Genomic DNA, 777 nt, shown 5'->3' with positions numbered 1-777 from the left:
GTGGCGGAGGGTGTCGGTGAAGACGAGGGTGCCGGTGACGAACATGACGCCCAGCACGATGGCCAGGGCGGTGGTGAACAGGCGGCCCTTGTGCAGGCGCAGGCCGGCCAGGGTGGTGCGTAGCACGGTTCAGCCCTCCAACGCCAGCAGGTGGTCCAGCACCGACTCGGCGGTGGGATCGTCGACCTGTCCGGCCGGGCGGCCATCGCGCAGGAACACCACCCGGTCGGCGTAGGAGGCCGCCACCGGGTCGTGGGTCACCATCACCACGGTCTGGCCCATCTCACGCACCGAGTCGCGCAAGAACGCCAGTACCTGGGCGCCCGACCGCGAGTCGAGGTTGCCGGTGGGCTCGTCGGCGTAGACCACCTCGGGCGCGCCCAGCAGGGCGCGGGCCACGGCCACGCGTTGTTGCTGGCCGCCGGAGAGTTTGGCGGGCAGGTGGTCCAGTCGGTCGGCCAGGCCCACCACTTCCACGATGCGGGCCAGGCGTTGGTGGTCTATGCGGCGTTTGGCGATGCGGGCGGGCAGGGTGATGTTGTCGCGGGCGGTGAGCATGGGCAGCAGGTTGAAGGCCTGGAAGACGAACCCGATGCGGTCGCGGCGCAGTTGGGTGAGTTGCCGGTCGGTCAGGGCGGTGATGTCGGTGCGGCCCATGGTGATCTGGCCGGAGGTGACGGTGTCCAGTCCGGCCAGGCAGTGCATCAGGGTGGATTTGCCCGAGCCGGAGGGGCCCATGATCGCGGTGAACGCGCCGCGGGCGAACTCCAGGTCCAC

Annotated in this window: 1 protein-coding gene; it reads right to left on the bottom strand. The window is 70.3% G+C overall.

Annotated features, from left to right (window positions below; all coding sequences use genetic code 11):
• Nucleotides 1-129 precede the first annotated feature (129 nt).
• Nucleotides 130-777 (bottom strand): ABC transporter ATP-binding protein (locus ACYVHU_RS26670; protein WP_498949921.1); only part of this gene is annotated, 648 nt, incomplete at its 5' end.

The organism is Marinactinospora endophytica, from assembly GCF_054780875.1.
This window is presented reverse-complemented; position numbering and strand designations above follow the sequence as displayed.